We start from the raw sequence: 24555 nt of genomic DNA, 5'->3' as shown, positions 1-24555 counted from the left end.
CAGCGGGACACACCACGACATTTATCGCCGATGCAGCGCTGTCCGTATCGATGCAGCCACGTGGTCGGGGCGTGAGGTCACATCGGCCCACGTGAAGCGCAGCACGCGCCACCCGACGTTGACCAATGCATTCTGTCGCGATCGGTCGCGCTGAAAGGCTGCGGCGTCGCTGTGAAACGCCATCCCGTCGATCTCGACGATCAGCCGGGCCTGCACGAACACGAGGTCGCCCACGTAGCCGTCGACCTCGACGTTTGCCTGCCATCCGTTGATCCCAGCCTGCCGCAGTACGCGGTGTACCCGGTGCTCGGCCTCAGACCTGGCTCCTGACTGCGCCGCCTCCAGCACTCGTCGGGCCGACGTCGCACCCCGTCGCAGGGGATATCGGCGGTGAACCGCCCACAAGCCGTCGAGAGTCACTCGCCGTCGCAGCAACGAGACGTCGAGCAGGGCCACGTCAGCCTCGCAGGCCGCAGCCTCCAGCACTGCGAACTCGGAGGTGACCACCCGCAGCCCCGAGAGCTCGACCACGTCACGAGGGTCGAGTTCACGATGCGTCAGCCGCAGGCCGGGGATCCGACCGCCGCTGCGGCCTCGCGGCGCGATGACCGCGATGACGCGGGGTGCCGAGCCGGCGATCCCGTGCCACCACGCCGCCGCCGACCCGGCCAACACCGCCCCCTCCCCCACGCGCGCACACGCGATCCGCATCCGCGCCCGGTCGTCGAGCCTGCGATCGTCGACCACGTAGATGCCGCGGCCCACGCATCGCCATTCGCCGTTGTCGACCCGTCGACCGACTGCAGAACCGCTGAGTCCCAACCTCAGCGCCTCCTTCCGGGTGATCACGCCGTCGCGCTCTGCGAGGTGACGTCTGAGTTCTGCCCCCATGTGTCATTCGACGGCGCCAGCGTGCCGACCGGTTCCCCCGTCCGACAGGTGTCGTGGATTCTCCCGCCCAGCGGGACACACCACGACATTTACGGGTTGGAAAGCCGGTCGCGTACCCTCTGACCAGTGAGTACCGCCGACACCCTCGCGCGTGAGGTAGCCCGTCGCCGCACCTTCGCCATCATCTCCCACCCCGACGCCGGTAAGTCGACCATGACCGAGGCGCTGGCGTTGCACGCCCGGATGATCAGCGAGGCCGGCGCCATCCACGGCAAGGCCGGTCGAAAATCGACCGTCTCGGACTGGATGGAGATGGAGAAGGCGCGCGGCATCTCGGTGAGTTCGACTGCGCTGCAGTTCAACTACGAGGGCAACGTGATCAACCTCGTCGACACCCCCGGTCACTCCGATTTCTCCGAGGACACCTACCGGGTGCTCACCGCCGTCGACGCCGCCGTCATGCTCATCGACGCGGCCAAGGGCTTGGAACCGCAGACGCTCAAGCTGTTTCAGGTCTGTCGCCACCGTGGGATCCCGGTGATCACCGTCATCAACAAGTGGGATCGCCCCGGGCGCACCCCGCTCGAGCTGATCGACGAGATCGGCGAGCGCATCGGGCTCACCCCCACACCGTTGTTCTTCCCGGTCGGAATCGCCGGCGATTTCCGCGGTGTCCTGGACCGCCGCACCGGTGACTACATCCGCTTCACCCGCACCGCCGGTGGCGCGACCATCGCACCCGAGGAGTTCCTGTCTGCTGAGGCGGCCGCTGACCGGGAAGGCGAGGAGTGGACCACTGCGGTGGAGGAAAGTGCCCTGCTCTCGGAGATGGGCCAGGACCACGACCAGGAGATGTTCCTGGCCGGTGAGACCTCACCGATGATCTTCGCTTCGGCGATGCTGAACTTCGGGGTGCGCCAGCTGTTGGAGACGTTGGTGGAGCTGGCCCCACCGCCTGCGGGACGCGAATCGGTCGACAAGGCTGAGCGCGAGGTGACCGACCCGTTCAGCGCCGTGGTGTTCAAGGTCCAGGCCGGGATGGACTCCTCGCACCGAGATCGCTTGGCGTACATGCGGATCGTGTCGGGTGAGTTCGAACGCGGCATGGTGGTCACCCACGCCCAGACCGGAAAACCGTTCGCCACCAAATACGCCCAGGCGGTCTTCGGTCGCGAGCGTTCCACCGTCGACACCGCCTACCCCGGTGATGTGGTGGGTCTGGTGAACGCGATGGCGTTGGCTCCCGGCGACACCCTCTACACCGAGACCAAGGTGCAGTTCCCACCCATCCCGTCGTTCGCGCCTGAGCATTTCGCCATGCTGCGCGCTCAGAGCGCAGGCAAATACAAGCAGTTCCGCAAGGCGATGGACCAACTCGACTCCGAGGGCGTGGTTCAGGTGCTGCGCAACGACATTCGAGGTGACGCGGCCCCGGTGCTGGCTGCGGTGGGACCGATGCAGTTCGAGGTGGTCACCGCCCGGATGATGACCGAGTTCGGGGTGGAGACGTCCCTGGAGGGGCTGGGGTATTCGCTGGCCCGCCGCACCGATGCCGACAGCGTCGACGAGTTGAATCGCCAACGCGGCGTGGAGGTGTTCACTCGCAGCGACGGCGCTCTGCTGGCGTTGATCAGCGACAAGTGGCGTCTGCAGTACATCGTCAAGGAACACCCGACACTGACCCTGGAACCTCTGGTCGCCACCGCCGACTAGACCGCGACAAACCTACCCGAATCGAGTACGGGGACAACGGCACTCGAGTCGACCTCGGCCGCTGTGCAGACATCCTGCGGATACCCCATGTCCATGAGTTCCCGGCCGGATGTCGTCTCGGCGAGACGATCGGCCACGTCTGCACCCGCCACCGACGCCCAGGCGTCGGCGGCCATCTGGGCTTCTGGAGACAGTGACCATCCGCTGTCGGCCAAGCCGGAGATCACCGCGCCCGCGCCCCAGAGATCTTCGACTGCAGGCCGCAACGAACCATCCGGCCACCGCTCCCCCGCGGCGATCACAGCGACGGCCGCGTCTCGTCTCGCGGTGATGGCCAACCGCCTCGACACCGCGCGATGATTACGCAAACACGCTGCGACACAGCCGCTGCCGCTGGTGGCGATCGCATGCGCGATTGCCGATCCGTTGGGCGAAGGCAACACGATCCGCGCGGGTGGATCGACAGCGTCACGAATGCTGTTCGGCGACAGGCTGACACCACTGCCCGCCGAACGAGGCTGGGCCAGAACTGCATCGACCCGTCGGGCCAGTTGGTCGGCGTTGTCGTCGGTCATCGACAGCGGGTAGACCTCGATGCCCCGATCGGCGGCCACCGTCACTGCCGTGGTGAACGACAGCACATCGACGACCACGACGACCTCACAGTGCGGGGCCAGGCCTGTAGCGCCGATGGGCCCCCACTCGAAACGCACGCGCGCACCTGCCTGGTACACCAGGAGGTCGATCAGGCTTCGCCGATCAGGGCCGCGACGACAGCGGCGTCGACCTGCTCGACGGTGTCGGGCGAGAACGATGGGTTGCGATCCTTGTCCACCAGCACCGCGCGCACCCCCTCGACGAAATCGTCGGTGGCGGTGACGTTTTCGGCTGCGGTCAGCTCGCGGTCGAAGCACTCGTTGAGCTGGCTGGTCGCACCCAATTCCAGCAGCCGAGCGGTCACCAGCAGGCTGGTCGGCGAAGCCGCACCCAGCAACCCGATCATCTCCCCGGCCCACTCGTCCCCGGTCGCCCCGCGCAAGCCCCCCAGGATCGCGGGAACCGAGTAGCCACTGAAGTAGTCGGCCACCTTGGCCAACGGCAGCGTGGTCTCCGGGGCATCGGCGTCGATGCCGGGACCCAATGCCTCGAGCAGCGGGGCGCCCGAACGGATCGCGTCGGCGACCGCGGCCAGCCGATCCGACGGCACGTAGTGCGTGGCCATCCCGACGGTCACCGCATCGGCACCCTTGACCCGAGCACCTGTGAGCCCCAGCCACATTCCCACACCGGCGGGTAGTCGGGGTAGAAAGTAGGTGGCACCGATGTCGGGGAAGAATCCGATCGCCGTCTCCGGCATGGCCATCAGCGCGCGGTCGCCCACCACGCGAACCTCACCGTGCACGCTGATGCCCAGGCCACCGCCCATGGCCGCACCGTCGATGATCGACACATACGGCTTCGGGTACTCGGCGATGAACAGGTCCAACTCGTACTCCGAGGAGAAGTACTTCACGTTCGCCGCGTGATCGCCGGCGATCGAGTTGTCCCGGATCGCCCGGATGTCACCACCGGCGCAGAACGCCCGCTCGGACGCCGAGGTGACCAGCACGGTCTGCACGGCGTCATCGTCGGCGAAACGGTGCAGCGCCGCCGACATGTCGTCGATCATCGTCTGATCGAGAGCGTTGAGGGCTTTGGGACGGTCCAGGATGATCTCGCCGACGCCGTTGTCGACGCGGGTCGCGATGAAGGTCATGACAATCACCCTAGCCGAGCGCTCGCTCGGGCCACCGGGCAGCGTGATCGTCAGCCGAACTGCTCGGCCAACTCCAACCACTGCGCCTCGGCGGTCTCCTTCTCGGCCACCACCTGGGCTAGTTCGGCGTCGAGGGTACGCAGCCGATCGGCGTCGGTCGCAGCCTGCGCCAGCGCGGCGTGCAACTGCTGCTCACGCTCGTCGAACTTGGCGATCTGACGTTCGAGCCGCTTCATCGACTTCTGCGCCTCGCGCTGCGCGGCGGCATCGACCTTGCCTGCGTGGGCGGCCGACCCACCCGCCGACGAGCGCGCGGCGGCTTGCGATGACACCGGAGTCCCGCTGTCGGACAACGCAGCTCGCCGCGCCAGGTACTGCTCGATGCCCCCGGGCAGATTGGTCAGGTCCCCGTCGCCGAACAACGCCCAGGTGGAATCACAGATCCGCTCGATGAGGTATCGGTCGTGGCTGATGACCACCATCGTCCCGGCCCAGCCGTCGAGAATGTCCTCGAGCTGTTGCAGGGTGTCGATGTCGAGGTCGTTGGTGGGTTCGTCGAGCAGCAACACGTTGGGCTGGGCCATCAAGACTCGGGTCAACTGCAGCCGTCGACGCTCACCACCGGACAGATCGCGGATGGGGGTGCGCTGGCGCGCCGGGGCGAACCCGAGGCGTTCGGCCAACTGTCCTGCCGATATCTCCTTCTCCGCCTTGGTCCCTGCGCCGATGGTGATGTGACCGGCCACGTCCTGCACCGCTTCGAGCACCCGCATCTCGGTGGGCAGGTCATCGAGTTCCTGACGCAGCCACCCGATGGACACGGTGGCACCCTGCTTGCGACGACCCGGCGCCACCTCCACCTCACCGGCCAAGGCGCGAAGCAACGTGGTCTTGCCCGAGCCGTTCACCCCGACCAGACCTATCCGCTCGCCCGGCTGCAGACGCCAGGTCAACCCGTCGAGCAACAACCGATCGTCAGGGGTGGACAGTCGGGCGTCCTCGAGTTCGATGACGACCCGCCCCAGGCGTCGCTTCGCGAACGCCGAGAGGGCCACACTGTCGCGTACCGGCGGCACGTCGGCGATCAGCTTCTCTGCCGCCTCGATTCGGTAGCGGGGCTTGGACGTTCGCGCCGGCGGGCCGCGGCGCAGCCAGGCCAGCTCCTTGCGGGCCAGGTTGCGGCGCCGCTCCTCGGCGGCATCGGCCAGCCGCGCCCGTTCAGCGCGGGCGAAGATCCAATCGTTGTATCCACCTTCGTATTCGGCCACCGCGCCGTGGGCGACCTCCCAGGTTCGGGTGGCGACGGTGTCGAGGAACCAGCGGTCGTGGGTGACCACCACCAACGCGCTGCGCCGGTTGACCACATGCTCGGCCAACCACTGCACGCCTTCGACGTCGAGGTGGTTGGTGGGCTCGTCGAGGATCAACAGATCCAGCTCTTGCACCAGCGCGGCGGCCAGTGCCACGCGGCGCTTCTGGCCACCGGAGAGCGCATCAACCGGACGCTGCAGGCCACCGTCGAGACGGTCGATACCGATGCCCGCCAACACCTCTCGCACCCGCACATCCGAGGCCCACTCGTGTTCGGCCAACCCCAGCGGCCCGACCACCACGTCGCCGACGGTGGCCCCGGCAGGCAGCTCACCGCGCTGGGTGACCACGGCCATCCGCATGCCCCCGGCGTGCGACACCCGCCCGGAATCGGGTGGTTCGATGCCGGCCAGGATCTCCAACAGCGTCGTCTTGCCGCCACCGTTGAGACCGACCACCCCGATCCGCTGTCCCTGCTGCACACCGAGACTCACCGATTCCAGCAGCGGCGTGATGCCGAAACTCTTGGAGATCTTCTCGACGTTGACCAGATTGCTCACGCGGACACACCCATCGACGACCTCATTCGGATTCGACCACTCGCGCACCGGGTACCGGACCGACTGCGGTGCGCACCGATCGACAGACCCCGGCCCCGGACAGTTCAGCGGCCACACCGACGGCGTGATCGGCTCCGGCACACAGGAACACACAGGTGGGACCCGATCCTGACACGATGCCCGCCAACGCACCGGCATCTACGCCGGCACGCAGCGTACGGCGCAGCGGCGGCATCAACGACACCGCGGCCGGTTGCAGGTCGTTGACCAGCAGCGGCGCCAGTCGAGTCGGGTCGCCCCCGGCCAACGCTTTGAGCAGCTCGTCGGGAGCGCCTGCGCGGGTGGGGGTTTCGCGTTCCCGCAGCAGATCCAACTCGCGGTAGACATCAGGGGTGCTCAGTCCCCCGCCGGCCATCGCGATCACCCAGTGGAACTCGCCACGCGCCAATGCGCTGACCAACTTCTCGCCGCGACCGGTGCCCAACGCGGTACCGCCGTGCACCGAGAACGGCACGTCGCTGCCCAGCGCCGCCCCGATGCGCTGCAGGGCATCACGATCGAGGTCGACCTTCCACAACCGGGCCAACCCCACCAACACGGCTGCGGCATCGGCACTTCCACCGGCCATCCCGCCGGCCACGGGGATGCCCTTTCGGATCTCGATGGCCACGTCGGTGTCGATGCCGGTGGCGTGAGCCAGGGCGTCGACCGCCGCCCAGGCGATGTTGGAGCTGTCGGCGGGAACGCCGCGCACGGTGTCCCCCAGCAGGGTGATCGAGCGAGTGTCGGCGGGCTGCACGGTCACCTCGTCGAACAGCGACACCGCATGGAACACGGTCTGCAGATCGTGGTAGCCGTCGGCACGCAGGTCACCCACACCCAGGTGCAGGTTGATCTTGGCGGGGGCCCGCACCACCACGGGCCGGGGAACGACGGAGAGCACGAGTGTCGAGCCTAGTGCGCGTGGGCGAGTCGGACGAAGTCGGCGATGTCGAGACGCTCACCACGCAGGGTCGGGTCGATGCCGGCGGCCCGCAGTCGACGCTCGGCCTCGGCCGCCGATCCGGCCCACCCGGCCAGTGCGGCGCGCAGAGTCTTGCGTCGTTGCGCGAAGGCGGCATCGATGACCGCGAAGACCGTACGGCGGGTGGCCTCGTCGATCGGCCACGGCTGATCCAACCGGTCGATGCGCACCAGACCCGACTCCACCTTCGGTTCGGGCCAGAACACTCCGGCGCCTACGGTGCCGGCACGGCGGACCGATCCGAAGAACCGGGCCTTCACGCTCGGCACCCCGTAGATGCGACCGCCGGGGGTCGCCGCCAGCCGCTGCGCGACCTCCAACTGCACCATCACCAGCGCGGTGCGCACGGTGGGCAGCTGCGCCATCAGGTGCAGCAGCACCGGCACCGCCACGTTGTAGGGCAGGTTGGCGACCAGAGCGGTGGGTGCAGCAGGCAGGTCGGCGGCGGTGATCGTCAACGCATCGGCCTGCACGACGGTCAACGCATCGGCGCGGGTGGGAGCATGTTCGACGACCGTGGCCGGGAGCGCATCGGCGAGCACGGGATCGATCTCGACGGCCACCACCGAGTCGACCACGTCGAGTAGCGCCAGCGTCAACGAACCCAGACCCGGACCCACCTCGAGCACCACGTCATCGGCACCCACGTCGGCGGCCGCGACGATACGACGGACGGTGTTGGCGTCGTGGACGAAGTTCTGCCCCAATGTCTTGGTGGGACGCACGTCAAGCTGCGCGGCCAGCTCACGGATACGAACCGGTCCGAGCAGCCGGACCGGTTGCGGTTCGGTCAGTTCAGGCCCAGCTTGGCAGAGCAGGACGGCCAGGCGCCCCACCCTTGAGCAGCCTGCGTCTTCTGGGCGATGGCGATCTGCTCCTCGCGGGTCGCGAGGTCGGCGCGCGGGGCGTATTGCCCGCCACCCCAGCGCAGCCACGTCCCGGCGTCGAACTGCACGCCGCCGTAGAAGCCGTTGCCGGTGTTGATGGCCCAGTTGCCACCTGCCTCGCAGGCGGCCAACGCGTCCCACACCGATCCGGCGGGCACCGCAGGCGGGCCGGGCTTGGTGCCCACCGCCACCTGGGCGGCGACTGCGGGCGTGATCTCCACCGCACCGGTCTTGATCTTCTTGATCGTTTTGCCGTTGACGGTGGTGACCGAGTAGCTGACCTTCTGGGTGCCGGGTTTACCGGGCACCTTGACCTCCCGCTTGTCCTTGATCAGCTCGGGGTCAGGGGTCTCGGCGTCGGGTGCGGTGAGTGGCTCGGTCACCTCCACCTGCTCGGTGCGCACGCGGGTCACCGTCACGGTCATGTCCGCCGAGACGGGGGTGTCGGCGGAGGGAACCACGGTGTCGTCACCTTCGAGTGGTTTACCGAGATCAGTCAGCAGCTCGCCGACGGTCTTCGCCGCCACCGACGGCGTCGAGGGGACCAGCGCATCGACCAGCTTCACCGGCTTGGGCAGGACGACCGCGACGGCGGCGCCGGCCACCGGCAGCGTCTCCGAACGAGGCACCGCCACGTCGATGGTCGGCGAGGCGAGGTCCTGCTGGGCCAGCGCCTGCTCGACGGTCACGGCGTTGGTCTTGATCTCACGCTTGGATCCGTCGACCACCAGGGTGACGGTCTTGAGACGGTGGAAGGTGATGGTCTGCCCGTCACCGACGGCGGCCCTCGGTGCCGGTCGCACCAGGTCGCCGCCGGACGGGTGCAGGCCATGGTCGGCCAGGATGTCCTTGACCGAGGAGCGCATGGTCGACACGGTCATCAACTTGCCGTCGACGTCGATCCTGACGGTCTTGTGCATGACGATGCCCATGCAGGCACCGGCGATGAGGGTGAGCAGCAGGGCAGCGATGGCGAGACGGACCCGTACGGACTTGGAACTGTTGATCCTGGCTATGAAAGTCACACGTCAGTTTCTGGTCGGGAACGGTTTCCGTGCGACGGCCGAACGATGGGCATCGCGACGATCACAGAAGAGTAACGACCCGTCAGCGCGTTGGCAAAGCGATCCGATAAATCGTTTGCGCATTCTTGACGATCGTGGACGCCAGGTCGCGGGGGTCGGTGCCGCGGACGTCGGCCAGCGCCCGCACGGTGTAGGGCAGGCAGTAGGACTGGTTGGGCGCCCCCCGGTACGGGTGCGGGGTGAGGAACGGCGCATCGGTCTCCACCAGCAGCAACTCGTCGGGGACCACCCGTGCCGCCGCCTGCAGAGGTGCGGCGTTGGCGAAGCTGACCGTGCCCGAGAAGCTCAGCAGGTAGCCGCGCTCCACGCATTCCCGCGCGATCGCCTCGTCACCGGAGAAGCAGTGCATGATCACCGTCTCGGGGGCCCCGGCATCGGCCAGCACGTCGAGCAGATCACGGTCGGCGTCGCGGTTGTGGATCATCAGCGGCTTGCCGACCCGCTTGGCCAGGTCGATGTGCCACCGAAACGCCTCGTGCTGCACGGTTTTCGGCGCGCAGTCCGCCGACCGGTCCAGCCAGTAGTAGTCCAGGCCGGTCTCCCCCACCGCCACCACCCGCGGGTGCTGGGCCATCGCGGTGAGCTCGGCTGCGGTGTCGTCGTTCAGGTCACCGGCGTGGGTGGGATGCAACGCCACCGCCGCCCACACGCGGGGGTCCCATTCGGCGGCGGCCACCGCCCACCGGGCATCGACCATGTCATCGGCGACGGTCACCACGCCGCGCACCCCTACGGCCTGCGCGTGATCGAGGATCGCGTGGACGGTGTCGGCGTCGCGGCCACCGCAGGCGGCCAGGTGGGTGTGGGCGTCGATCAGGTCGCCCACCGGTTCCGGGTCGGGCGGCGGCACGCGCGGCTTCTTGCTCACCGGATCATCGTGCCGCACCCCACCGCGGCACCGGTGCTCGCCCACCTACGATGCGCCTCATGCAGACCATCGGGATCTACCTGTTCGACCGGTTCGAGGAACTCGACGCGGTCGGCCCGTGGGAGGTGCTTTCGGCGTGGACCCTGGAGCATCCAGGCGATGGGTGGCAGGTCCAGCTGATCGCCGACGACCTCGCCCCGATCACCGCGGCCAAGGGCATGGCCGTGGTCCCGCACGCGACCCGCGACATCGACCTCGACATCGTTCTGGTCCCCGGCGGCGTGGGGACGCGCACCGTGATGACCGATGCGTCGGTGCTGGGCTGGTTGCGTGGGCTGCATGCGGCCGGCCATCTGGTGACCAGCGTGTGCACCGGCGCGCTGGTGTTGGCCGCGGCCGGGTTGTTGCGGGGACGGCCCGCGACCACGTACCACCAGTCGTTCGACGATCTCGAGGCGATCGAGCCCACGGTGGCCTCGCGACGCGATGTCCGGTGGGTCGACGACGGCGACATCGTCACCAGCGCCGGGGTGTCGGCGGGCATCGACATGGCGTTGCATCTGGTGTCCCGGCTGGTGTCGGTCGAACGCGCACGCTCGGTACGCGACCTCATCGAGTATCACCCCGACCCTCCGGTGTGACGCCTCAGAGGTCGACGGTGCCGGAGATGACGGTGACTGATCGTCCGCCCACCCAGATCGTGTCGCCGTCGGCGCGCAGTGTGACATCGCCGGCGCGACCGATCGCGCTGCCCTGACGTGCGGTGTAGGTCTGCGGCAGCTCACCGGAGCCGATCAACCACTGCGCGAAACCCGCGTTGAGGCTGCCGGTCACCGGGTCTTCGTTGATACCGAGATCGGGCACGAATCCACGTACCTCGACGTCGGCCGGCCCGTCGGTGTGTGCACCGATGACACCGACGTGAAATCCCATCAGCGCCTGCCAGTTCGGGCGCAGCGCCAGCACTTCGGCGGCCGAGGCCAGTCGCACCCCGATCCACCCGGGACCGTTGTCGATGTGGCGGGCGTCGAGGACCGCCGACCGCTCCACCCGCAGTGCGCCGCAGATCTCGGCGAGCAGATCAGGGGCAACGGGTTCGTCACGACGCAACGGTGGCGCAGCGAACTCGAGCCCGTCGTCGGACACCGAGATCTCGACCAGCCCGACACCGCATTCCTGAACGACCCTGTGGCCCTTGGGTTGTCCCCCGGCGTCCAACCATGCCTGCGCCGACCCCAGCGTGGGATGGCCGGCGAAGGGCAACTCGCCACCGGGGGTGAAGATGCGGACGCGGTAGTCGGCGGCCGGGTCGGTAGGGGGCAACAGGAAGGTGGTCTCCGAGAGATTGGTCCACCGTGCGAAGTCGGCCATCTGCGCGTCGGTCAGGTCGGCCGCGTCGAGGACCACAGCCAGCGGATTACCGGTCAGTGGGCCGGATGCGAACACATCAAGCTGAACGAAGTGGGACTTCGTCCCCCGTGAGTGATTGTGGAGGGCGGGCCCTCCAGAATCGCTCACGGGTTCGGGGTGAGGCCGACCGCGGAGATACCCGCCACCGCGGCCGCCTCATCGGCGTCGGAGGTGTCGCCGGTGACCCCGACCGCCCCGAGCAACACCCCGTCGGCGTCGCGCACCAACACGCCACCGGGCACCGGCACCAGAGAACCGACCGCGTCGGTGACAGCAGCGATGAAGTAGGCCTGCTGCTCAGCGCGCGCCATGATCGACCGCGACCCCATCCCCAACGAGAGCGCCCCGTATGCCTTGCCGTGGGCGATCTCGAACCGCTTCATCGACGCGCCGTCCTCGCGCTGGGCGGCGATCACGTGACCGCCGGCGTCGAGGACCACGACGGTCAACGGCTTCAATCCCTGTTCGCGCCCGTGCGCACGGGTCGCGGCGATGAGGGACAACGAGGTGTCGAGGTTCAGGGTCACGCCGGTGCCTTTCGCAGAGCCGTCACGTGAACGTGCGGCAGATTGGAATTGGTTCGGTGGAATTGGTTCGGTGGAGTCGGTTCGGTGGAGGCGACTGGCGCCTTCGGGCACCATTCAACCGTGACCGATCCGCTGGACCCCGACCACGTCCGCTCAGAGTCCGCCCGGTGGGTGTCGCGGTGGTATCCCGCCCACGCTGATCACCATCGACGTGACGGCCTCGAGTGGTATCAGGTGGGCCCGCTGGCCACGGTCATCGAGGTCGGATTCGACCCGCACGACACGGCAGACGGTGTCGTCGACCGCCTGATACACACCGTCACAGCCACCGGGGCCGACGAACTCGAATTCGACATCGGGCCCGGCAGCGCACCGGCGGGCACCGAGCAGGTGTTGCTCGATCGCGGCGCCCGCATCGTCGAGCGCGCCGACGTGCTGGCCGCCGACATCGCCGAGGGTCTGGCAACCCTGGCAGCGCGGCCGCCGTCGGCGGCGCACGCGCGGATGGTCCGCTCACGCGACGACGTCGACGCCTACGAGCGAATCCAGGCTGCGGTGTGGGATTACCCGCCACCCACCGACCACGACATCGACCGCGCCCTCATCGACGTCGCCGATGCAGGCGACAAGTGCCTCGGGCTACTGGACGCAACACCCTGCGGCGCATCCGGTTTCACGATCGACGGCCAGACCTGCCGGCTGTGGGGCGGGGCGGTGATCGCAGCCGCCCGCCGAAGCGGGGTGTACACGGCGATGGTGTCCACCCGACTGCACAACGCACGCGACCGCGGGGCCACCCTGGCCCTCACCAACGCGCGCACGCAGACCTCGTCGCCGATCCTGCGACGCCTGGGATTCACCGTGTTCGCCCAACGCCACACCTTGCGCGTGCCCACCCGCTGAGCCGCAGCCTGCGTTCTCGACGGGGGCGTCTGTCGTCTGAACAGATGAATCGACTCCTTTTCGAAATCCGGTGTAACGCCACGCTCGCAGTCTCGATAGTCAGAGCAAGCACGCAGTGGTACCACCCGGTACCACGCAGCTCCCGCTCGTGCGATGACCGACCGGACGATCCCGGTCGTCGGAATTTCGGCAAGGAGATGAACGACATGAGAACAGCAACCAAGCAGCGGATCGCGGCAATTCTGACCGCGTTCTGCGTCGGATCCGTTCTGGTCAGCGGGCAGATCGCCGGACCAGCATCAGCCGACAGCTATCCCGGCGGAGTACTGGTGAAGGGCCGCATCGAGCAGGCTTACCTGCAATCGGGCGGACAGGCGAAATGGGGCCGCCCGTTGACCACCGAACTGGTGGCAGGCAAGGGCGGGCGCTTCCAACTGTTCTCCCGCAACACCTCCTTCTACTGGAACCCGCGGGTGGACTTCGGTCGAGCGCATCAGATCAGCGGCCCGATTCGCGCCAAATGGGGCGAGTTCAATTGGGAGAACGGGAAGCTGGGCTACCCCGTCACCAACGAATTCACCGAAGGCAACGCCAAGGTCAACTTCTTCCAGGGCGGCACCATCTACTACTCGAAAGCCACCGGGGCACACCCGGTCTGGGGCGGCATCCTGTTCAAGTGGCGTGCCCGCGGCGGTGTCAACTCCACGCTGGGCCTGCCGATCGGCGACGAGCAGGGGTTCGGCTTCTACTACTCACAAAAGTTCCAGAACGGAACCCTGTACTGGCCCTGATCCGTCGACCGACGCCCACCGGTCCTGCACCTCAGGACCACACCCCGGCGCGGCCGGTCGGACCACGAGTCCGGCCGGCCGTTGCGTGTTCGCCCACTAGGCTCGAGTCATGGGACCGCCCCCACCCGGGCCGCACCTGCGCATCCTGGTGCCCGAGGACGACCCCGATCTGCGTGCTCTGCTGGAGGATTCGGTGACCGAGCTGCACCGCCGCTACCCCGACTACCTTCCCGATCCGCTGATCCCCGACGGCGAGTACTTCGTCGCCGAGATCGACGGCCAGGCGGTGGGGTGCGTGGCGTTGCGCGTACCACCCGATCTCCCGGACGAGGGTCACGGCGAGGTGAAGCGTCTGTATGTGGCGCCCTACGGACGCCGCCGAGGGGTGGCCGCGGCCCTCATGGGCGCGCTGGAGACCCGAGCCCGAGCACGCGGAATGACTACGGTCGTGCTCGAGACCGGCACTGCTCAGCCCGAGGCGATGGCCCTCTACACCGCGCTGGGCTATCAGCCCACCCCGTCGTTTGGCGAATGGGCTACCAATCCGCAGAGCCGTTGCTACGCAAAACGTCTCGACACGCCAGCGCGCTGACCGCACGGTTCAACCGGAGGTCACCTGCAGTCTGCGTGACGTTTCGCAACGGCCGATACCCTCGCCACCCATGCATCGAGCCCGACTTCTCTCGTTGACCATTCTGACCCTGATCGTCTCCCAGGCTCTGCTGATCACCGGACCGGCATCGGCACAGCCGGGCCCGTCACCGCGCAGCTTCGACCTGCAGGCGCATCGAGGCGGGATCGGCCTGACCACCGAGTCCACGCTCGCCGCCTTCGACAAAGCGCTACGACTGGGGGTGAGCACCTTGGAACTCGACACCCAGGTGACCCGCGACCTCAAAGTGGTCGTGTCCCATGATCGCCAGATCTCGCGCGACAAGTGCCGCGACACTGCGCCGGCCACCGTCGATGACCAGCAGTTCCCGTACGTGGGCAAGTACATCAAGGATCTGACGCTGGCCCAGATCACCACGCTCGACTGCGGGTACCGCCGACTGACCGACTTCCCCGATCAGGAGCAGATCAGCGGAGCCCGCATCATCGAACTACGAGAGTTGTTCGCGCTCATCCGATCCCGGCACGCTCGACACGTCATGATGAACATCGAGACCAAGGTGGAGGCCGGTGCGCCCGAACAGACGATGCCGCGAGAGGTCTTCGTCCGCCGGGTCTATGCGGAGATCGCGCGCTCGGGCCTGCGTCGCCAGGTGACCATCCAGAGCTTCGACTGGGGTGCGCTGACGGTGATGCACCGCCTCGACCGGCGAATCCCGCTGGTGGCGTTGACCAATCGCGACTTCCTCCAGGTCGGCCAACCGGGAAGATCACCCTGGCTGGGCGGGATCGACGCCGACGACTTCGGTGGCGACCTGGTGCGCTCGGCGCTGTCCGTCCCTGGCCTACGCGCGATCTCACCGGTGCAGGGGTTCCCACAAAACGGCCGCTTCGGAAACCCCGATTTCACGCCGTACCCCGATGCGCAGATGGTCGCCGATGCCCACCGCGCGGGCCTGAAGGTGATCCCCTGGACCGTCGACGACCCGGCAACGATGGCCTACTTCGTCGACCTCGGTGTGGACGGCCTGATCACCAACTACCCCGATCGTCTCCGAGAGGTGTTGGGCAGCCGTGGAATTGCGCTCCCGCGTCCCGTGCTCAGCTGAATCGCTAGCGCGTCATCCCGGGACGTGACGCGGGCACCGTCCCCGTCCCACGTCCTATCGCCTCGAACATCCACGCCAGCAGGCAACCCACCACCACCGGCCACAACCAGTTCACCGCTGTTGTCCCCCAGCTGTAGTGGTCAACCTCGTAGATCAGGTGGTGACGTGCGTAGGCAGCGGTACCCACAGTGACCACCACACCGATCACCCACAGGTACCCACGTCGGCGTGCGATCCCCCAGGCGGCGACCGCCAGCGCGGAGGCAGCCACTCCGGTGACCATGATCGTCACTCTGAAAGTGTCAGGGCCAAGGTCGAAGGCCATGCGCGTCTTCACCAGCACCCACCCGGGGCCGACCTCCAGCAGACCCGCGCCGATGAGCACCGTCGCTGCCACCATCCGCCGGGCGAGGGTGCGCCCGAGCAACAGCACGGCCACGATGGCGACGGCGTACGGGAGTCCTCGCAGGACAGCCAAGGTGTCGACATCTGTTCTCTCATTCCTGAGCAGGGAGGCGATCCAAGCGGCCGCGACGACCGCCGGGACCACCAGCGCCGAGAGCACCACCTGCAGAGTCGGCGACAGCGCCGGCGTGGGTTCGTACCTGCGCCCCGGGTGCCCGGCAGGCCACGGGGCGGGCCGAGGATAGGACCCGTTGGGGCCGGGCGATTGCGGGTACGAGGACGGGGACGGGTGGGACGGTCCGCTGTGTTGGCTCTCGAACATCGTCAGATGATGACTGACGAAATCGACATCCGCCGGACATCTGAGCGAACTTCTTTCCGAGGGCTGTCACCCGAGCGTCGCGGTGTCAGCGCCCGCGCACCGAGGGTGGCGGCGAACCCTGAGGCGATCCGACCGGCGCCAACCCTGGGGCCGGAGCAAAGCGCGGGGGCGGACCGTAACCGACCGGCGGACCGTAACCGTGGGGCGGACCGTAACCCGGCGGTGGGGTGAAGCCAGGGTCCGGCGGCGGATTCGGAGGCCTCAGTCCTCGCCCGACGCCGTCGATCGCCCAACAGATCAGGCAGCCGATCAGCACTACGATGCCGCTGAGTGCGGCACTGACCCACCAGAAATTGTCCGACCACCAGTACGAGTTGAAGTCCTGCCAAAACATCACCTGCAGACCCACCGCCATGACCAGGGTGGGAAGTAGACCGAACACCCACGCCAGGCCACGGCGACGCGCCACCCCCCACGCCGCCACCGCGAGCACTGTCGCCGCACCCGAACACACCGCAAAGAACACCCGAACGGTGGTGACGTCGTCGCCGAACGCGTCGGTGGCGTTGTACACGGCCACCGTGCCCCAGTCGAGAAACGCTGCCGCCGAGGTCAACACCGCTGCACCCACCCGTCGACCGATCGAGCGTCCACCGATGAGTACGGCGACGAGCAACGGCAGATACGCCAGCATCCCTGCCACGCCGAAGCCGACATATCCAGACCGCAACGACCCGTCGTCGTAGTCCGGCTGGAAGAGGTAGTGCTGCACCGCTACACCACCGGCGGCCAGCGGTATCACCAACGCGGCGAGAATGCCCTGCACCAGCGGCGGGATCGTCGGTGCGGCAGACATGGCGACCGGAGGGGGCGGTTGTGGCGGGAATCCCGCAGGTGGTCTCGACATCGGCGACAGGGGCGGCTGTGGTTGCACGGCACTAGTGTGAAGGATCGCTGCCGCGCCCGCAGGTGCGACCACGAACAACGCTGCCACTGCTGCGAACGGGATCCCATGACCGACATCCGGACCGGCCACGCACCCGTCGGCGAGCTGAACCTCGCCTACGAAGACCATGGCGACCTCGATGCCCCGCCGGTACTGCTGATCATGGGGCTCTCAGCCCAGTTGACCGGCTGGCCCGACGGGTTCTGCGCCCGACTGGTCGACCACGGATACCGCGTCATCCGCTTCGACAACCGAGACATCGGGCTGTCGACACATCTCACCGGCGTCAGGGTCGGCGGGTCGGCGATCATGCGAATGCTGCGTACCGAGTTCGGTCTGCCCTCGCCGGTGCCCTACACGGTGGTGGACATGGCCGACGACGCCGTAGGGGTTCTCGATCACCTCGGCATCGAGCGCGCCCACATCGTCGGTGGTTCCATGGGCGGCATGATCGCCCAGGTGGTCGCGGGCAAGCACCGCCACCGCACTCGGTCGGTGGGCATCCTGTTCTCCAGCACCCTGCAGCGGCTGCTGCCGCCCCCGCATCCGCGTCAGCTGCTGGCGATGCTGTCGGGTCCGGGTAAGAACGCCACCCGCCAGGACTACATCGAGAACTCCGCCGACGCGCTGCAGAAGATCGGCAGCCCCGGCTATCCGCTGGACCGCGACGCCGCACTGGAGTTGGCCGCTACCTACTACGACCGGGCCCACAACCCGGCTGGGGTGGTGCGGCAGGCCGCTGCGGTGATGGGTACCGGGTCGCTGCTGCCGCACGCCCGGGCCATCAGCGCACCCACCGTGGTGATCCACGGCACGGCCGACCGACTGATGCCGCCCTCGGGGGGCAAGGCCATCGCCAAAGCCGTTCGGCACAGCCGACTGGTCCTCATCGACGGCATGGGTCACGACCTGCCCGAGCCGCTGTGGCCGCAGATCACCGACGAACTGGTGGCCACCTTCCGAGCCGGCGGCTGAGCACAACCGCACCGGAAAACCTGTGGGCCGCCCCGATAAGCTGGGCTGACCATGGCAGCTGCACAGACCCCGTTCTACGTGACCACCGCGATCGCCTACCCCAACGGCGTACCGCACATCGGTCACGCCTACGAGTACATCTCCACCGACGCGATCGCCCGCTTCAAGCGGCTCGACGGATTCGACGTCCGGTTCCTCACCGGCACCGACGAACACGGGCAGAAGATGCAGCAGACCGCAGCCGCCGAGGGAATCGAGACCCGGGCGCTGGCCGACCGCAACGCGGCGGCGTTCCGGGACCTGCAGGTGGCGCTGGGCAGCAGCTTCGACCGGTTCATCCGCACCACCGACACCGACCACATCGCCGCCTCCCAGGCCATCTGGCGCCGGATGGCCGACAACGGTGACGTCTACCTCGACACCTTTTCCGGCTGGTACTCGGTGCGCGACGAGGCGTATTACGCCGACGACGAACTGACCACGCTCGACGACGGCGCCAAGATTGCCACCGTCACCGGCACCCCGGTCACCTGGACCGAGGAGTCGAGCTATTTCTTCCGGCTGTCGGCGTATCAGGAGAAGTTGTTGGCGCACTACGCTGCGCACCCCGAGTTCATCGGCCCCGACACCCGCCGCAACGAAATCGTCAGCTTCGTCGAGGGCGGGCTGCGCGACCTGTCGATCTCGCGGACCACCTTCGACTGGGGGGTTCCGGTGCCCGACGACCCGGCCCACGTGATGTACGTCTGGGTGGACGCGTTGACCAACTACCTCACCGGCGCCGGGTTCCCCGACACCGATCCACAAGCCCTGCAACGGTATTGGCCAGCCGACCTGCACATCATCGGCAAGGACATCATCCGGTTCCACTGCGTGTACTGGCCGGCGTTCCTACTCAGCGCAGGCATCGAGCTGCCGAAACGTGTTTTCGCGCACGGCTTCTTGTTCAACAAGGGTGAGAAGATGAGCAAGTCGGTGGGCAATGTCGTCGACCCCTACGATCTGGTCGCCGAGTACGGACTCGATCCGCTGCGATACTTCCTGCTGCGCGAGGTGTCCTACGGCCAGGACGGGTCCTACAGCCACGAAGCCATCGTCGCCCGCATCAACGCCGACCTGTCCAACGAGTTGGGCAACCTGGCTCAGCGCAGCACCTCGATGATCGGCAAGAACTTCGATCATCAGGTGCCCGCTCCGGGCGAGTACACCGACGCCGACGCCGCGATGCTGGCCGCCGCCGACGCCCTGCTCGAGCAGGTCCGCGCCGACATCGACTCCCAGGCCATTCACCTTGCGCTGGAACGGATCTGGGGCGTATTGGCGCAGGCCAACCGCTACATCTCGGCCGAGGAGCCGTGGAAGGTGATCAAGGTCGATCCAACGCGGGCGGGCACGGTGCTCTATGTGTGCGCCGAGGTGGTGCGGATCGTGGCGCTGCTGGTGCAACCGGTGATGCCCGAATCCGGCGGCAAGCTGCTCGACGTGCTGGCGGTGCCTGCCCACGCCCGCACCTTCGCCGCCGTCGCCGATCGGCTGGTGCCCGGCACGGCGCTCCCCGCCCCCAGCCCGGTGTTCCCCCGCTACGACGACAAGCGCTAGCGCGATCTCCGCGATGGCAAGCGGGGCAATCGATCTCGGTCCGGGACCCAGCGCGCCCGAGCTGCTGGGTCGGCTGGCCGAGCGTGCCGCACGTCACGGACAGCCCGGCCCGGCCGCGCTCATCGGGCACTGGCTGGGCGCGCGGGCGGTACTGGCGCCGTCGATCGAGGTCGCGCCTGCCCCCGCTTTGCCGGACACCCCCGACGGCTGGTGGTTGGGATACATCTCGTATCCGGATCGACTCGACGAGGCCGCGCTACCGCCGATCTGCGGCGGCGTCACCGACACGATCCTGGTGTTGCGCGAGCGCCGATGGTGGCTGCATCGCCACGGCGATGCTGCACTCGCCGACGTCCCGGACTGGTTGCCTTCGTTGCTGTCTCGGCGTCAGATAACGCCGGTGACCCACTGGGAGGTGTCGTGGACCATGCCGCCACCGGCCCCCCACACCGCAGCCATCGAGGCCTGCCTTGCGGCCATCCGCGACGGCGAGGTGTACCAGGCGTGTGTGTGCACCCGCATCCTCGGCGCCCTGCACGGTGCGGCGATCGACTACTACCGCAGCGGACTGGTCACCATGTCTCCCCGCAAATCTGCTTTCCTGCAGGGTGATTGGGGTGCGGTGGCCTCGTTCTCCCCGGAGACCTATCTGCGGCGGCGCGGCGACACGGTGGTGTCGCGACCCATCAAGGGCACCCTGCCCATCGACGCCGACCCGGCTGAGTTGCTCACCTCGGTCAAGGACGTAGCCGAGAACGTGATGATCGTCGACCTGGTGCGCAACGACCTGGGTCGGGTGGCCGTCCCGGGCAGCGTCGCGGTGCCCGAACTGCTGCACACCCGGCCCGCACCCGGGGTGTGGCATCTGGTGTCCACGGTGGTCGCCGAGGTACCGGCCACGCTGAGCGCTGCGGCGTTGGTGGAGGCCACCTTCCCACCGGGATCGGTGACCGGTACCCCGAAGCTGCGGGCGCGAGAGTTGTTGATCAACTGGGAAACCCACGCTCGTGGGGTCTACTGCGGCGCGATCGGGGTGGTCTGCCCCGACGGCGACCTCGATCTCAGCGTGGCGATCCGCACCGTGGAGGTGACCCCGGACGGTACGGCGGCGTTCGGGGTGGGCGGCGGGATCACCATCGATTCCGACCCCGCGCGCGAATGGCAGGAGTGTCTGGACAAAGCCGCCACCGTGATGGCGCTACGCGCCCCGTGAGTGAATTTGGAGGGCCGGCCCTCCAAATTCACTCACGGGCGCGCAGCGCCGCCTCGTAGAGGTCGCGGCGGCTGGTCGCGCTGCCGGTGGCCACCTGCGCGCAGGCGTCTTTGAGCCGCATTCCGTCGGCCACCAGCGCCGACACCCGCTCCACCAGCGTGTCGGTGTCCTCCTCGACCGGTGATGCACCCTCGATGACCACGGTGATCTCCCCACGCACCCCCGCCGCCGACCACTGCGCCAACTCGGCCAGCGTGCCGCGCCGCACCTCCTCGTAGGTCTTGGTCAGTTCCCGACACACCGCCGCGCGACGACCCGGACCCAACACCGCCACCGCGTCGGCCAGGCAGTCGGCCAGCCGGTGCGGCGACTCGAAGAACACCACCGTGCGCGGCTGGGTGAGCAGGTCGGTCAACCAGGTCCGGCGCGCACCGGGTTTGCGTGGGGCGAACCCGTCGAAGCAGAACCGTTCCACCGGTAGCGCGGAGAGCGCCAGGGCGGTGGTCACCGCCGACGGCCCCGGCAGACAGGTGATCGGCAGGCCCGCCTGCGCACACGCCACCACCAGCCGGTAGCCGGGGTCACTGACCGAGGGCATCCCGGCGTCGGTGACAAGCAGCACCGTCGCCCCGTCGACGATGTCGGCCACCAGCGCCGGCGTGCGTTGGGCCTCGACCTGGTCGTAGTAGCTGAGCACCCGACCGGTGATGGTCACGTCCAACGCGGCGGCCAGCGCACGGGCGCGGCGGGTGTCCTCGGCGGCGATGACGTCGGCGGTCCCCAGCGCAGCGCGCAGCCGCGGTGACGCGTCGTCGGCCTGACCCATCGGGGTGGCGGCCAACACCAGCTGCCCGGGTCCATCAGGTCTGGGTCCATCAGGTCTGGGTCCATCAGGTCTGGGTCCATCAGGTCTGGGTCCATCAGGTCTGGGCGCGTCGTCGATCGTCGTCTTCGTCACCGGATGAGCCTACGATCGGACGCGTGACCCTCGCCCCGCCTCTCAACGACACCGTCGGCGACCTCGACGGACCCGAGGATCGCGGCGCGGCCGAAGACCTGGGCACCCGGCCCGGCCCGGCGGTCCCCGACCCGGTGTTCGGGGCCACCGACACCGTGCGCGGGTGGGTGGTCGCAGCGATCGTCACCATCGTCGCCGCGGTCACGCGGTTCTGGGACCTGGGCACCCCCACCGACCAGGGCACCCCTGTCTTCGACGAGAAGCATTACGTGCCGCAGGCGTGGCAGGTTCTCACCGGCGGCAACTGGATCGAGGACAACCCCGGCTACGGCCTGGTGGTGCACCCGCCGGTGGGCAAATGGTTGATCGCGTTGGGCGAGGGCATGTTCGGCTACACCCCGGTGGGCTGGCGGTTCGCCGCTGCGGTGGTGGGCACCGCGATGGTTCTCATCGTCTTCCGGCTCACCCGCCGCCTCACCCGCTCCACCCCGATCGGCGCCGTGGCTGCGGTGTTCATGATCTGCGACGGTGTCACCTTTGTGCAGTCGCGGGTGGGAATGCTCGACATCTTCCAGATCTTCTTCGTCCTGGGCGCCATCGCCGCGCTGGTGGCCGATCGAGATCAGACTCGCGCGCGGATGCACCGGGTGTGGATGGAGGGTCGCATCCACGACAGTCCGTGGGGGCCGCGGCTGGGATTTCGGTGGTGGCGTTTCACCGCGGCGGTCCTGCTGGGTCTGGCGCTGGCCACCAAATGGTCGGGCATCTACTTCGTGGTGTTCTTCCTGGCGCTGTCGATCGGCTTCGACATCGCCAACCGCAAGGCCTACCACGTGCAGCGCCCCTGGCTGGGCACCCTGCGTCGCGACGTGGTGCCCGCCGGTTTCAGTCTCAGCGTCACGCCGGTGCTGGTCTACCTGGCGTCGTTTGCCCCCTGGTTCGCCGGGGAGACCTCGGTCTACCGCTACTCGGTGGGCAACCAGCTGGGCTACGACGGGGCGTTCTCCTGGGTTCCGGGGGCGTGGCGATCGTTGTGGTACTACGAGTCGGGGATCTTGAAGTTCCATGAGGGCCTGACCAATTCGGCCGGTAACCACCACCCGTGGGAGTCCAAACCGTGGACGTGGCCGATGGGGTTGCGACCCATGCTGTACGCGGTGCAGAACGGACCGGACCAGTGCGGCGGCGGCCCGTGCGTGCGGGTGGAGATGCTGGTGGGCACCCCCGCGATGTGGTGGTTGGCGTTTCCGATGCTGCTGTGGGGTCTGTGGCAGTGGCTGATCCGCCGTGATTGGCGCTACGCCACGGTGATGGTCGGCTACGCGGCGTCGTTCCTGCCGTGGTTTCTCAACCTCGACCGGCAGATGTACTTCTTCTACGCGACCGCCATGGCGCCGTTCCTGATCATGGGTCTGGCGCTGTGCATCGGCGACCTCGTCGGCGCCGACGGCCGCTGGGCCCGATTCACCCAGCACCGCAGGATGATCGGGGTGGGATTGGCCTCGATCTATCTCGGCCTGGTGGTCACCAACTTCATCTGGTTGTGGCCCATCCTCACCGGCCAACCGTTGTCGCTGCACATGTGGAACATGCAGATGTGGCTGCCCAGCTGGCGGTAGCCGCGCCATCGGCGACGCGGCCACCACCGTCGGCCGTTCTACCGCAACGGCAGGCTGTTGAGACCATCGACGACGAAGGGCCGAGGATAGGCATCCTTGATGGCCCGCAGGTCTACGTAGCGCCATGGCTGGTTGCGCAGCAACGGGTCGGAGGCGAACACCTCGACGGTGTTCTTCACGAAGGTGACCCGCCCGGGGATGGGTGTGGTCTGCCCACTCGACGGATAGTTGCCGAGGGAGATCGTGGTCTTCGCAGGCACTCCGGTGCTGAACACCGAGAAGATCGGCTTTCCGCCTTCACCCAGGATGGGGGTGGGGCCGTAGACGGCGACGTCATAGGACGGGCCGCCGTTGGGCAGCGGCGCCGGTGCGCCCCGCAAGGTGAGACGGGCGAAGATCGTGCCCGTGGTCGGGTTGTAGTCGAGGGTGCCCAGTAGCAGGTCGGCACCCGGCGGGGTGAGGAAGAACGAGGGCAGTGACACGCCCCAGGCGTGCAGTGTCTTTGCTGACGGGGCAGGTGCGGCGGTGGCCGAACCGGCGAACACGGTGACCGCCAGCCCGCAGGCCACAGACACTGCGACCGAGGTGATGCGAGACAGCCAGGTGGAGAACATGGGTGGGCACTCCTTTGCGAAGGTTTGGTAACGGTACCGAACAGTACCACCGGTTGTGATGGGAGGAAACCACCGCGCGCTGAAGTTGTGTGGTGGGTCAGCCCGCGTGCAACGCGGCCGCGACCATCGACGCGATGTCGGCGTCGCCGATTCCCAGCTCGCGTAACCGCTGCACGTGCTCGACGGTCAACTGCTCAGCGCGCGTCATCGCTGAATCGGACTGGGCTTTGACGAAGGTGCCTCTGCGACCACGGGTCTCGATCACCCCGGCCGCCTCCAGTTCGCGATACGCCCGCGCCACTGTGTTGGGCGCGATGGACAACTGCGAGGCCAACGCGCGGACAGTCGGTAGCCGCACCCCGACGATCAGCTCGCCAGCCGCGATGAGGCCGATGATGCCGGCGCGCACCTGCTCGAACGGCGGCTCGGCGGCACCGGGGTCCACAGTCAGGTTCAT

General features: G+C 67.9%; 25 protein-coding genes. 10 read left to right on the top strand and 15 right to left on the bottom strand.

Going from position 1 to position 24555, the window contains the following annotated elements; translation table 11 throughout:
* Positions 1-21: 21 nt before the first annotated feature.
* Entirely contained in the window at positions 22-891 is an 870-nt protein-coding gene (locus tag KIK15_RS07775) for a type IV toxin-antitoxin system AbiEi family antitoxin domain-containing protein (RefSeq protein WP_214243609.1), read from the bottom strand.
* 126 nt (positions 892-1017) lie between these two features.
* Here KIK15_RS07775 and KIK15_RS07770 point away from each other — a divergent pair, with 126 nt between their 5' ends.
* Positions 1018-2604: a peptide chain release factor 3 gene (locus KIK15_RS07770; RefSeq protein ID WP_214243608.1), complete on the top strand. Its 1587-nt coding sequence runs from the start codon at positions 1018-1020 to the stop codon at positions 2602-2604.
* Here KIK15_RS07770 and KIK15_RS07765 read toward each other — a convergent pair.
* From KIK15_RS07765 to KIK15_RS07735, 7 genes are all read right to left on the bottom strand, one after another.
* A complete protein-coding gene (locus KIK15_RS07765) occupies positions 2601-3317 on the bottom strand; it encodes a 2-phosphosulfolactate phosphatase (protein ID WP_307851785.1) in 717 nt (238 codons plus the stop codon). The two genes, KIK15_RS07770 and KIK15_RS07765, sit on opposite strands and share 4 nt — an antisense overlap.
* Positions 3318-3349: 32 nt before the next feature.
* Positions 3350-4360: an enoyl-CoA hydratase/isomerase family protein gene (locus tag KIK15_RS07760; RefSeq protein WP_214243607.1), complete on the bottom strand. Its 1011-nt coding sequence runs from the start codon at positions 4358-4360 to the stop codon at positions 3350-3352.
* A 50-nt stretch (positions 4361-4410) separates the two neighbouring features.
* Positions 4411-6231 (bottom strand): ABC-F family ATP-binding cassette domain-containing protein, encoded by a 1821-nt coding sequence (locus tag KIK15_RS07755; protein ID WP_214243606.1) that lies wholly within the window; start codon positions 6229-6231, stop codon positions 4411-4413.
* Positions 6232-6253: 22 nt separating this feature from the next.
* On the bottom strand, positions 6254-7174 hold the full coding sequence (locus KIK15_RS07750; protein ID WP_214243605.1) for a 4-(cytidine 5'-diphospho)-2-C-methyl-D-erythritol kinase: 921 nt from the start codon (positions 7172-7174) through the stop codon (positions 6254-6256).
* Positions 7175-7185: 11 nt separating this feature from the next.
* A complete protein-coding gene (gene rsmA, locus KIK15_RS07745) occupies positions 7186-8082 on the bottom strand; it encodes a 16S rRNA (adenine(1518)-N(6)/adenine(1519)-N(6))-dimethyltransferase RsmA (protein ID WP_250324374.1) in 897 nt (298 codons plus the stop codon).
* Complete coding sequence (locus KIK15_RS18570) at positions 8046-9167, bottom strand: transglycosylase family protein (protein ID WP_307851784.1); 1122 nt, start codon at positions 9165-9167, stop codon at positions 8046-8048. The genes rsmA and KIK15_RS18570 overlap by 37 nt, the downstream gene beginning before the upstream one ends.
* An 82-nt stretch (positions 9168-9249) precedes the next feature.
* Positions 9250-10095, bottom strand: a complete 846-nt coding sequence (locus KIK15_RS07735; protein WP_307851783.1) for a TatD family hydrolase — start codon at positions 10093-10095, stop codon at positions 9250-9252.
* 59 nt (positions 10096-10154) lie between these two features.
* Here KIK15_RS07735 and KIK15_RS07730 point away from each other — a divergent pair, with 59 nt between their 5' ends.
* The gene (locus tag KIK15_RS07730; RefSeq protein ID WP_214243603.1) at positions 10155-10736 is read left to right on the top strand and encodes a DJ-1/PfpI family protein; all 582 of its coding nucleotides are present in this window, start codon (positions 10155-10157) and stop codon (positions 10734-10736) included.
* A gap of 4 nt (positions 10737-10740) precedes the next feature.
* Here KIK15_RS07730 and KIK15_RS07725 read toward each other — a convergent pair whose 3' ends face one another.
* Both KIK15_RS07725 and KIK15_RS07720 read right to left on the bottom strand, forming a co-directional pair.
* On the bottom strand, positions 10741-11613 hold the full coding sequence (locus KIK15_RS07725) for a PhzF family phenazine biosynthesis protein (RefSeq protein ID WP_214243602.1): 873 nt from the start codon (positions 11611-11613) through the stop codon (positions 10741-10743).
* Positions 11610-12032 (bottom strand): heme-binding protein, encoded by a 423-nt coding sequence (locus KIK15_RS07720; protein WP_307851782.1) that lies wholly within the window; start codon positions 12030-12032, stop codon positions 11610-11612. Before KIK15_RS07720 ends, KIK15_RS07725 begins: the two co-directional genes overlap by 4 nt.
* A gap of 120 nt (positions 12033-12152) precedes the next feature.
* On the opposite strand from KIK15_RS07720, the gene KIK15_RS07715 reads away from it, so the two are divergent.
* The 4 genes from KIK15_RS07715 (at position 12153) to KIK15_RS07700 (ending at position 15447) form a co-directional block, all read left to right on the top strand.
* Entirely contained in the window at positions 12153-12935 is a 783-nt protein-coding gene (locus KIK15_RS07715) for a hypothetical protein (RefSeq protein ID WP_214243600.1), read from the top strand.
* A gap of 206 nt (positions 12936-13141) precedes the next feature.
* A complete protein-coding gene (locus KIK15_RS07710; protein ID WP_214243599.1) occupies positions 13142-13726 on the top strand; it encodes an LGFP repeat-containing protein in 585 nt (194 codons plus the stop codon).
* A 109-nt stretch (positions 13727-13835) separates the two neighbouring features.
* Positions 13836-14318, top strand: a complete 483-nt coding sequence (locus KIK15_RS07705) for a GNAT family N-acetyltransferase (RefSeq protein WP_214243598.1) — start codon at positions 13836-13838, stop codon at positions 14316-14318.
* A 70-nt stretch (positions 14319-14388) separates the two neighbouring features.
* On the top strand, positions 14389-15447 hold the full coding sequence (locus KIK15_RS07700) for a glycerophosphodiester phosphodiesterase family protein (RefSeq protein WP_214243597.1): 1059 nt from the start codon (positions 14389-14391) through the stop codon (positions 15445-15447).
* 4 nt (positions 15448-15451) lie between these two features.
* Here the strand turns inward: KIK15_RS07700 and KIK15_RS07695 are convergent, their stop codons facing one another.
* Together KIK15_RS07695 and KIK15_RS07690 are read right to left on the bottom strand one after the other, a co-directional pair.
* Positions 15452-16012 carry a hypothetical protein gene (locus KIK15_RS07695; RefSeq protein ID WP_214243596.1) on the bottom strand — a complete coding sequence of 187 codons (561 nt, stop codon included), beginning with the start codon at positions 16010-16012 and terminating at the stop codon, positions 15452-15454.
* Between the two features lie 247 nt (positions 16013-16259).
* Positions 16260-17030, bottom strand: coding sequence for a hypothetical protein (locus KIK15_RS07690; RefSeq protein ID WP_214243869.1), 771 nt, complete (start codon positions 17028-17030; stop codon positions 16260-16262).
* A gap of 156 nt (positions 17031-17186) precedes the next feature.
* Here KIK15_RS07690 and KIK15_RS07685 point away from each other — a divergent pair, with 156 nt between their 5' ends.
* The 3 genes from KIK15_RS07685 to KIK15_RS07675 are packed head-to-tail and all read left to right on the top strand — an operon-like array spanning position 17187 to position 20907.
* Positions 17187-18095 carry an alpha/beta fold hydrolase gene (locus KIK15_RS07685; protein WP_214243595.1) on the top strand — a complete coding sequence of 303 codons (909 nt, stop codon included), beginning with the start codon at positions 17187-17189 and terminating at the stop codon, positions 18093-18095.
* A 51-nt stretch (positions 18096-18146) separates the two neighbouring features.
* Entirely contained in the window at positions 18147-19694 is a 1548-nt protein-coding gene (metG, locus tag KIK15_RS07680) for a methionine--tRNA ligase (RefSeq protein WP_214243594.1), read from the top strand.
* Positions 19695-19707: 13 nt separating this feature from the next.
* Positions 19708-20907 (top strand): aminodeoxychorismate synthase component I, encoded by a 1200-nt coding sequence (locus KIK15_RS07675; RefSeq protein WP_214243593.1) that lies wholly within the window; start codon positions 19708-19710, stop codon positions 20905-20907.
* A gap of 28 nt (positions 20908-20935) precedes the next feature.
* On the opposite strand, the gene rsmI is transcribed toward KIK15_RS07675, so the two are convergent.
* On the bottom strand, positions 20936-21754 hold the full coding sequence (gene rsmI / locus KIK15_RS07670; protein WP_284149973.1) for a 16S rRNA (cytidine(1402)-2'-O)-methyltransferase: 819 nt from the start codon (positions 21752-21754) through the stop codon (positions 20936-20938).
* A gap of 125 nt (positions 21755-21879) precedes the next feature.
* On the opposite strand from rsmI, the gene KIK15_RS07665 reads away from it, so the two are divergent.
* The gene (locus KIK15_RS07665; protein ID WP_374222837.1) at positions 21880-23484 is read left to right on the top strand and encodes a dolichyl-phosphate-mannose--protein mannosyltransferase; all 1605 of its coding nucleotides are present in this window, start codon (positions 21880-21882) and stop codon (positions 23482-23484) included.
* A 38-nt stretch (positions 23485-23522) separates the two neighbouring features.
* Here the strand turns inward: KIK15_RS07665 and KIK15_RS07660 are convergent, their stop codons facing one another.
* Positions 23523-24098: a hypothetical protein gene (locus KIK15_RS07660; protein ID WP_214243591.1), complete on the bottom strand. Its 576-nt coding sequence runs from the start codon at positions 24096-24098 to the stop codon at positions 23523-23525.
* 97 nt (positions 24099-24195) lie between these two features.
* Positions 24196-24555: a GntR family transcriptional regulator gene (locus tag KIK15_RS07655; RefSeq protein ID WP_214243590.1), complete on the bottom strand. Its 360-nt coding sequence runs from the start codon at positions 24553-24555 to the stop codon at positions 24196-24198.

The organism is Williamsia sp. CHRR-6 (assembly GCF_018474015.1).
Classification (GTDB): domain Bacteria; phylum Actinomycetota; class Actinomycetes; order Mycobacteriales; family Mycobacteriaceae; genus Williamsia_A.
This window is presented reverse-complemented; position numbering and strand designations above follow the sequence as displayed.

Excerpts from the sequence above, each read along its gene's own strand:
- KIK15_RS07775 (WP_214243609.1), bottom strand. The coding sequence starts at position 891 with ATGGGGGCAGAACTCAGACGTCACCTCGCAGAGCGCGACGGCGTGATC.
- KIK15_RS07760 (WP_214243607.1), bottom strand. The coding sequence starts at position 4,360 with ATGACCTTCATCGCGACCCGCGTCGACAACGGCGTCGGCGAGATCATC.
- KIK15_RS07730 (WP_214243603.1), top strand. The coding sequence starts at position 10,155 with ATGCAGACCATCGGGATCTACCTGTTCGACCGGTTCGAGGAACTCGAC.
- KIK15_RS07710 (WP_214243599.1), top strand. The coding sequence starts at position 13,142 with ATGAGAACAGCAACCAAGCAGCGGATCGCGGCAATTCTGACCGCGTTC.
- KIK15_RS07705 (WP_214243598.1), top strand. The coding sequence starts at position 13,836 with ATGGGACCGCCCCCACCCGGGCCGCACCTGCGCATCCTGGTGCCCGAG.
- KIK15_RS07700 (WP_214243597.1), top strand. The coding sequence starts at position 14,389 with ATGCATCGAGCCCGACTTCTCTCGTTGACCATTCTGACCCTGATCGTC.
- KIK15_RS07690 (WP_214243869.1), bottom strand. The coding sequence starts at position 17,030 with ATGTCTGCCGCACCGACGATCCCGCCGCTGGTGCAGGGCATTCTCGCC.
- KIK15_RS07685 (WP_214243595.1), top strand. The coding sequence starts at position 17,187 with ATGACCGACATCCGGACCGGCCACGCACCCGTCGGCGAGCTGAACCTC.
- metG (WP_214243594.1), top strand. The coding sequence starts at position 18,147 with ATGGCAGCTGCACAGACCCCGTTCTACGTGACCACCGCGATCGCCTAC.
- KIK15_RS07675 (WP_214243593.1), top strand. The coding sequence starts at position 19,708 with ATGGCAAGCGGGGCAATCGATCTCGGTCCGGGACCCAGCGCGCCCGAG.
- KIK15_RS07660 (WP_214243591.1), bottom strand. The coding sequence starts at position 24,098 with ATGTTCTCCACCTGGCTGTCTCGCATCACCTCGGTCGCAGTGTCTGTG.
- KIK15_RS07655 (WP_214243590.1), bottom strand. The coding sequence starts at position 24,555 with ATGAACCTGACTGTGGACCCCGGTGCCGCCGAGCCGCCGTTCGAGCAG.